At 43.2% G+C, this 7,710-nt stretch carries 6 protein-coding genes; 4 read left to right on the top strand and 2 right to left on the bottom strand.

The window, feature by feature from the left end:
* Positions 1-1,099 precede the first annotated feature (1,099 nt).
* Together E8M12_RS12300 and E8M12_RS12295 are read right to left on the bottom strand one after the other, a co-directional pair.
* Entirely contained in the window at positions 1,100-1,735 is a 636-nt protein-coding gene (locus tag E8M12_RS12300) for a thiol:disulfide interchange protein DsbA/DsbL (protein ID WP_136736445.1), read from the bottom strand.
* A 335-nt stretch (positions 1,736-2,070) separates the two neighbouring features.
* Positions 2,071-2,373, bottom strand: a complete 303-nt coding sequence (locus E8M12_RS12295; protein WP_136736444.1) for an ArsR/SmtB family transcription factor — start codon at positions 2,371-2,373, stop codon at positions 2,071-2,073.
* Positions 2,374-2,563: 190 nt separating this feature from the next.
* Between E8M12_RS12295 and E8M12_RS12290 the strand changes: the two genes are divergently transcribed.
* The 4 genes from E8M12_RS12290 to E8M12_RS12275 all read left to right on the top strand — a co-directional run bounded on the left by E8M12_RS12290 (position 2,564) and on the right by E8M12_RS12275 (position 7,587).
* The gene (locus E8M12_RS12290) at positions 2,564-5,086 is read left to right on the top strand and encodes an efflux RND transporter permease subunit (protein ID WP_211245039.1); all 2,523 of its coding nucleotides are present in this window, start codon (positions 2,564-2,566) and stop codon (positions 5,084-5,086) included.
* 57 nt (positions 5,087-5,143) lie between these two features.
* A complete protein-coding gene (locus tag E8M12_RS12285) occupies positions 5,144-5,935 on the top strand; it encodes an outer membrane lipoprotein-sorting protein (RefSeq protein WP_136736443.1) in 792 nt (263 codons plus the stop codon).
* 114 nt (positions 5,936-6,049) lie between these two features.
* The gene (locus tag E8M12_RS12280; RefSeq protein ID WP_211245038.1) at positions 6,050-7,354 is read left to right on the top strand and encodes a hypothetical protein; all 1,305 of its coding nucleotides are present in this window, start codon (positions 6,050-6,052) and stop codon (positions 7,352-7,354) included.
* 20 nt (positions 7,355-7,374) lie between these two features.
* Positions 7,375-7,587 carry a YgaP family membrane protein gene (locus E8M12_RS12275; protein ID WP_136736441.1) on the top strand — a complete coding sequence of 71 codons (213 nt, stop codon included), beginning with the start codon at positions 7,375-7,377 and terminating at the stop codon, positions 7,585-7,587.
* Positions 7,588-7,710: the final 123 nt, after the last annotated feature.

The following is a 7,710-nucleotide window of genomic DNA, read 5'->3' as shown; positions in this document are numbered from 1 at the left end:
CTACTATCTCCAGTAGAGTATGAAACACGCTATCAAGAACAACTCAGAAGTGTCTAAGTTATTGGTGGCGATTCAGTTTCTAGAGTTGAATTCAACTTAAAACTAATTACTACTGAACATGCTATTAGCACTATGACCTGTAAAAATACTCTATGCATTTCAATCTCAATTAGTTATTTCTATTAGTCTGCAACTACTTCTGCTTATAGCTCGCAACAGCCGTTCGCCACTACTCAATTAATCAATAACTTACGATATATCGCCTACTGACGCAAACGTGCCATTTTCAGCCCGATAGCAATTACCAATATTCGATGATTTTTTGAGTTGAAACCTCCGTTAAAGGCGAGCAATTTATTGCAAGTCCGGTGCGCTTGCGTACGGTTTTAAAGGCTTTATTAGATGTATAACTTTATACTTTCGATGAATTTTTATCGGTAGCCATAAAGTCAAAACTGGCAAAATCAAGAAAATATAATTTTCATGTATAAAATCACAAATACTTAGAAAATAAATCATGAAACTATTCAATTCTTCACCTTTACTACTAAGACTTTCAGTAAGGTCAGGAATTATCTTAATTAAAAACCAGGCAAATGGAGATGCAACCAAGTGAAGTAATGTAATTATTAAGAATGAATATCCAGTATACAGTGCTACAAAAAGCATTCTATTGTTTACCTTCTTATAGATAAAAATAATAGGGAAGACTAGTGTGAGAAGCAGTATTACTAAAATTGAATACTCAATAAGGCTCACTTGTTAGCTCCTTAAAAATCTTTATTAACATTAAGGTTGCAGCACAAGAAACTGTAAAAAGGCCTCCACCTTGCGAGGCGAATATAAACGCTTTTTTGTAGAAGTCATTCGTCTCAGGAGCTACTACCAGGCTTAAACAAATAGCAAAGAAAATAAACCCATAAATAAAGAATCTAAGTAATAGTGCTAACGTACTGATAATTTCACCTTTCATTTAAAAAACTATTAACTAGGCGATTTTGCAATTTTGAATTCAAAGTCCTTTAAAGACATTAACTTTTTCAGCCAGTTAACGTCAAATTCGTATCAGGACATCCAAAAATCTATCCCTCAATAAAAATTAGTCCATTTGACTTAGATGAATAACGAGTTTTTTGTAATCGTTAACAAAATCGGACTGATCCAGTTCACTGGGGTTTACGCGATATTTGCCATTAACAACCACTGTGGGAACACCAGTCAACGCACGCTTAGCTACTAAATCATCCTGATTTTTCTTTTGCTTTTTTGCCTCGGCGTTTACTGCATCGCTCTTGAACTTTTTATCAAACAGCTCACCGTCGACACCGTTCGTTACAAAGATCCTGCGAAGATCATCAGGTGATGTGATTGGACGACCCTGGCCCTGTATTTCTTTGAAGATTGCAGCAATCAGTCGCTCTTTTTGCGGTAACTGCTTAGCAACGGCTAACGCTTTGGTAATATCAAATTGTATTTCTGGGCTGGCTGCACGCAGAAAATCCACATGGTTTTTCTCAAAAGTCACGCCTTCGGGCAAAGAACGAGCCAAATCCTGCATTAATGGCTCATAACGCAAGCAGTGAGGACAATAGAAAGAGAAATACTCACGTACTTCCGGTTTCGCGGAGGCGGTCTCACTCACTTTGGTGTAGTGCTTACCTTCGACATATTTAGCTTCCTGACCATTACATGCCGTTAATGCGACAAGCAAAACCAAAGAGATTAACTTCTTCATGTATTTATATTCCTTCATTCTTTAAATATGACTTATGTAAACGGTTATGAGTATCAAATGCAAGCGTGGTTGTTGTAATCTGGCTACTTATTCTTTTGATCTTTTAATTATCCCTCAGCTTCCAGCGACAATGGAGGTAGGCTCCTCAACTTTTAGTTATTTAAAAAAGATAGCGAACTACACAAGAACGAGCTAACAAGACATTAACCTTTTCAATCAGTTATCGTCAAACTTGCCTTTGCAGACAGTCTGCGGGGGAGGGAAACTTATTCGTATAAGGACAGACAACGATTACCTGTCTCATCAGGAAACGACGTTGGGGTAATCGTGCCAGCTTACGTTTCGCTAGGGCAAAACTCATCCTGAAGGATATGAATGATTTTTATCACCACCGGATTGGCGATGTGATAATACACACTTAGTCCGTCTTTTTCGCACTCTACCAGGTTATCCGAACGCAATTTTGCCAAATGCTGTGACAGCGCCGATTGGCTGATATCGATACGCTCATTGATTTGCCCGACCGTGAGTTTATTCTCAATCAGGCTGCATAAAATCATCAGCCGCACTTCATTTCCTATAAGCTTTAACAGGTTAGCGGCCTGACGAGCATTGTCGGCGATATTATTAATTTCCATCAGCTAGGTAACACATTTAAAAATTTCGTTTACTTTACATTAGACAATTCGAATATAGAAGTATATATTAGAAAAATCTATATTAGTTAATTCTAATCTAATTAATAACAAGTCATACTGATTGCTGGTGGTGAGTACCGCTGTTTAGCGGCATAACTAACCTGGCAACGTTGATTAAAAGAGAAGAAACGTGAATTACGCAAATTTATTATCCTGGTCTTTAGGTAAACCCAAAATTGTATATGGCGTCGTTATCCTGTTGGTTGCGCTAACCCTGGCAATGTTCCCACGATTGCAAATCGACACCGATCCGGAAAACATGCTAAGTAGCGACGCGCCGGCGCGGGTTTTTCACAACGACATCAAGACAAAGTTTGTAATGCACGACATGGTTGTCGTTGGGGTCGTTAGCAACGACAGCATTTATCAGGCGCAGCATTTGCAGACCCTGAATCAGTTGTCGCAATTTATCCTGCAATTTGAGGACGTGATTAGTAACGATTACCTGGCCCTCGATGTCGTCGATAACATTACTCAGGAGTTCGATGCACAGGGTAACAATACTGGCATTAAATTTTCGTATTTGATGAAAAATGCGCCGACAACCACTGAAGGGGCGGCTGCACTTGAAGCCGCAGTAAAGCGTTTACCTATGTTGGAAAACACCCTGGTGTCTGGCGATGATAAGGCGGCAGCCATTTACATCCCGCTGACGTCTAAGGATAAGAGTTATGGCGTTGCCGAGCAGATTCGCGAATTTGCCGATACTCTCGATACCAGTCTTGAGATTCACATTACTGGTTTGCCAATCGCCGAAGATCAGTTTGGTTATGAAATGTTTGTGCAAATGGGGGTTGCAGCACCGCTCGCGGGACTCGCTATTTTCCTGTTGCTTTGGTACTTCTTTAGAAATTTACCGCTTATTGTGGCGCCAATGATAGTCGCCATGGCCACTGTGATTATTATCATGGGATCGTTAATCGGTATGGGCTTCACCGTTCACATTATGTCATCGATGATTGCCATCTTCCTGATGCCAATTGCGGTGGTTGACTCGGTGCATATTCTATCCGAATTTGCCGATCGTTATAAAAAAGGTGAAGACGTTAACTCGGTTCTTACCCAGGTTATGAAGCATTTGTACAAGCCGATGTTGTTCACCTCATTAACCTCAGCGGTCGGTTTTTTCTCGTTACTGCTTACGCCAATCCCACCGGTCAAAATATTTGGTGCCTTTATTGGTTCAGGTATTTTATTGGCGTTTGCGCTTACTGTGATTTTCATTCCTGTGTACATCTCAAGAATGTCGCCGGCAGCGATTGAAAACCTGCATAATGCGGTAACCCGCCTGGAGCAAAAGGGCATATTGTCAAAAGTACTGGTTGCCCTTGGCGCCCACGCCCAACAAAAGGCCAAGTTGATTATCCCGGCCTTCCTGCTGGTTCTTGGGCTGAGCATCGTCGGTATCAGTAAGATTGTCATCAATGACAATCCAGTGAACTGGTTTAAACAAGACCATCAAATCCGTGTTGCTGATAAAGTGCTCAATGAACATTTTGCTGGTACCTATGATGCCTGGCTGGTATTTGAATCTGCAGTAAACAATCAACAGCAAATTCAGGAATCTCTGCATATCAACTTACAGGACATGCAAAAACAAGGTCTGGATGTCAGTCAAATCCAAGCCCACTTGCGCGGTAAAGGTATTGATCAGGAATTACTGGTTTTGCTTGATGATTTAAGTTTCAGCGTTGACAGTGAGTACAGCGAATCGGTTGATACCATGCTGCAGTTGGTTGAGCGCGAGCTTAACGAACGTAAGGTATTTATGCAGCCAGAGATGCTTGACTGGCTCAGCAATTTGCAGGCGGCGCTTATTGATTCTGGCATGGTTGGTAAAGTTAACTCGATCACCGATATCGTCAAAACCGTAAATCGGGAGTTGCGTTCCGGAAACGAAGCGGATTTTGCCATTCCCGAATCCGCAAATGGGGTTGCTCAAACTCTGTTGCAATATCAATCATCGCACCGTCCACAGGATTTATGGCATTTCGTTGATACCGATTATCAGTCTGCATTGTTATGGCTGCAAATGACCAGTGGTGATAACCAGCATATGAATGCGGTGGTCACCTGGGTTGAAGATTACATTGCCAGCAACCCTGCGCCAATTGCTGTTGAAGCCGATTGGGCTGGCAAATCCTATTTGAATGTGGTCTGGCAGGATCTGATGGTGAGCGGCATGCTGGACAGTTTGCTATCAAGTTTTGTAATCGTATTTTTGATGATGGTACTGCTGTTCCGTTCTCTCAAATATGGCTTTTTGGCGATGTTACCACTGACATTTACCATCACCATGATTTATGGCCTGATCGGCTGGATGGGCAAAGCCTATGATATGCCTATTGCGGTTCTGAGCGCGTTAACCCTGGGCTTGTCGATTGATTTTGCTATCCATTTCTTGCAGCGGCTGCGCGAACTGCGCACAGAGCTAGGTTCGATGTCGCAGGCTCTTACACAAATGTGCCAGGAACCAAGCCGCGCCATTTCCCGAAATGCGATAGTAATCGCAATCGGTTTTACACCATTATTACTGTCACCATTAGTACCATACATTACGGTAGGATTTTTCCTCGCCAGTATTATGGTGGTATCGGCGCTGGTTACCCTGGTGTTGCTGCCGGCATTGCTGATTTTGACGGACAAATCTTAACGCCCGTCGCAGGTGGGCTTAGATAGAATATAAGGCACTGAGCAGAGAGGAATTACTATGAACACGATAATTAAAGGCTTGATTGCCAGCACTACCATGCTGATTGCGGTTCCGGCCGTTGCCGAGCAGCTAAGCGCGGAAGACATCATTCGCAATGCGAATCTGGCATCTTATTATGCCGGCGATGATGGCAGGGCTGAAGCACGCATGCTGATTGTTGATCAGAATGGCAATAAACAAATGCGCCAGTTTAATATTTTGCGCAAGGATGTCGCCGATCATGGTCAGCAAAACATGCTGGTGATATTTTCCCGGCCAACCGACGTGAAAGGCACAGTATTTCGTGTGGAAAAGCATGTTGAACAGGATGACAACCGTTGGCTATACCTGCCGGCATTAGATTTGGTAAAGCGAATCTCGGCATCTGATAAGCGCACCTCTTTTGTTGGTTCGCATTTTTATTACGAAGATGTGTCTGGGCGTAACCCCAATGAAGATACTTTTGAGTTGCAAACAGCAAGCGATGATAGTTATCAAATCAAAGGTACGCCAAAAAATCCTGATTCGGTTGAATTTGCTTATTATCAGGCCAGCATTGATAAGTCGACTTTTTTACCGATGCAGGTGATTTATTTTAACGAAAAAGACCAACCGATGCGCAAGATGACGGTGTTGAAAACCGAGGACATTCAGGGACACACGACGGTGATGCACTCAAAGATTGAACAATTAAGTGACGGTTCATACACAGAGATGCAATTTCGTAATGTCAGTTATGATTTAGGTCTTCCAGACAGTGTCTTTAGCGAGCGCAGTTTGCGTACTCCGCCAGCGAAGTGGTTGAACTAGGGCCTGGTGATGAATAAGCGTCAACGAGCAAAGCTAAGTAGTACGCCTGGTTTGGTCAAAGGGCCTCGATCTCGGGCAATGATTTGGTCAATATTTGGCTTAATGTTCAGCGTAATGTTGCTACAGAATGTTAACGCGACTGAGGTTGCGCCTGTGGCGTCGCAACTGCAGCAATCTGCTCAGGATCAAAGCGACTCGCAAGATATCTGGGGCGATGATGACTGGGGTGATGAACAAGAAGAAGCTTCACCCTGGCTGTTTTCTGGCTTTGCTGAAGCTGGGTTTGGAGCGTTCACTCAGCATAATGTGACTGACAAACAACAGTCACTGGCTGAATTAAGAGGACGTGGTGAGGTTAGCTATCAGGGCGAGGGCTATGTTGTTACCGCCAAAGGCGATTTGCTGGCGGACGGTGTAATGGAGCAATTGGAATTTGACGCCAGGGAGTTAAATCTGGCTTTTAGTCCTCTACAGAATACCGATGTGATATTGGGTCGTCAGGTGATCACCTGGGGTACCGGCGATTATCTGTTCTTAAACGATTTGTTTGCCAAAGACTGGCAGTCCTTTTTCGCAGGGCGAGACGATGCTTATTTAAAAGCGCCGAACGATAGTGTGCGGGTAATGCAGTATGTGAAAAATATCACCTTTGATTTGGTTTACTCGCCTGAGTTTACACCGGACAATTTCATCACTGGCGAGCGTTTTTCGTTTTATTCACCGCAGGCAATGACCATCGTTGCGCCAGAGCGTTTTCCACTGCTGGAAAATTATGGTGAGCAATATGCGGTGCGCGTAGCAACCAGTATCAAGGGCATTGAGTACGCACTTTATGGGTCGAAAGGTTACTGGACCACACCAACCGGAATTTATGTTGAGGGTGATAATGCCGGCCTCGCGTACTTCCCTGAGCTTCACACTTATGGCGCAAGTATTCGAACACCACTTGCCAGCGGTTTGTTCAACGGTGAAATCGCGGTGTACAACAGTGTCGAAGATAGTCGAGGTGATAATCCATTTATTGCCAATGATCAGGTTCGTTTGTTGTTTGGCTATGAGCAGGAACTGGTTAAAGATCTCACCGGTGCGGTGCAATTTTATCTGGAACACACTGACAATTACGATGAATATGTGGTTAATTCTCTGTCGCCTGAAACCCAGGCCGAGGAAAATCGTCAGGTATTGACGGTGCGATTAACGCATCTGTCGAAGCGCCAGACATTGACCAGTAGTTTGTTTGTATTTTATTCCCCAACCGATCAGGACGGTTATCTTAAACCGTCAATGACTTATCGCTATAATGATAACTGGACTTTAGCGGGAGGCGCCAACGTCTTTTGGGGAGAACAGGATTATTCGTTTTTCGGGCAGCAACAGGATAATACCAATCTCTGGTTGCGGCTTCGATTTAATTATTAGCCTCATGAAAGGAGCATATTATGACTGTTGAAAGAGCGGTTTTTCGTTTTGCTGGATTTATGGTTTTGTTATCTCTGGCATTAACCCATTTCGTCCACCCTAACTTTTTCTGGTTCACCGTGTTTATCGGTGCCAACTTACTACAATTTTCATTCACCGGATTTTGCCCGGCAGCTACGGTGTTTAAAAAACTCGGGTTAAAAACCGAAGCCCAGTGCGCGGCGCAGAAATAAAGCCGTACTTATTGGTATCAACATTCAACAAAAGCAGGGAATCAGCTCTCTGCTTTTACTATTTTCCTGCTTTTTCGTTGCCTTTTACTTATGGTTAAGTCGGCTTTTGCTGAAACCTGAAAC

Source organism: Thalassotalea mangrovi (assembly GCF_005116735.1).
Taxonomy (GTDB): Bacteria; Pseudomonadota; Gammaproteobacteria; order Enterobacterales; family Alteromonadaceae; genus Thalassotalea_A; species Thalassotalea_A mangrovi.
This window is presented reverse-complemented; position numbering and strand designations above follow the sequence as displayed.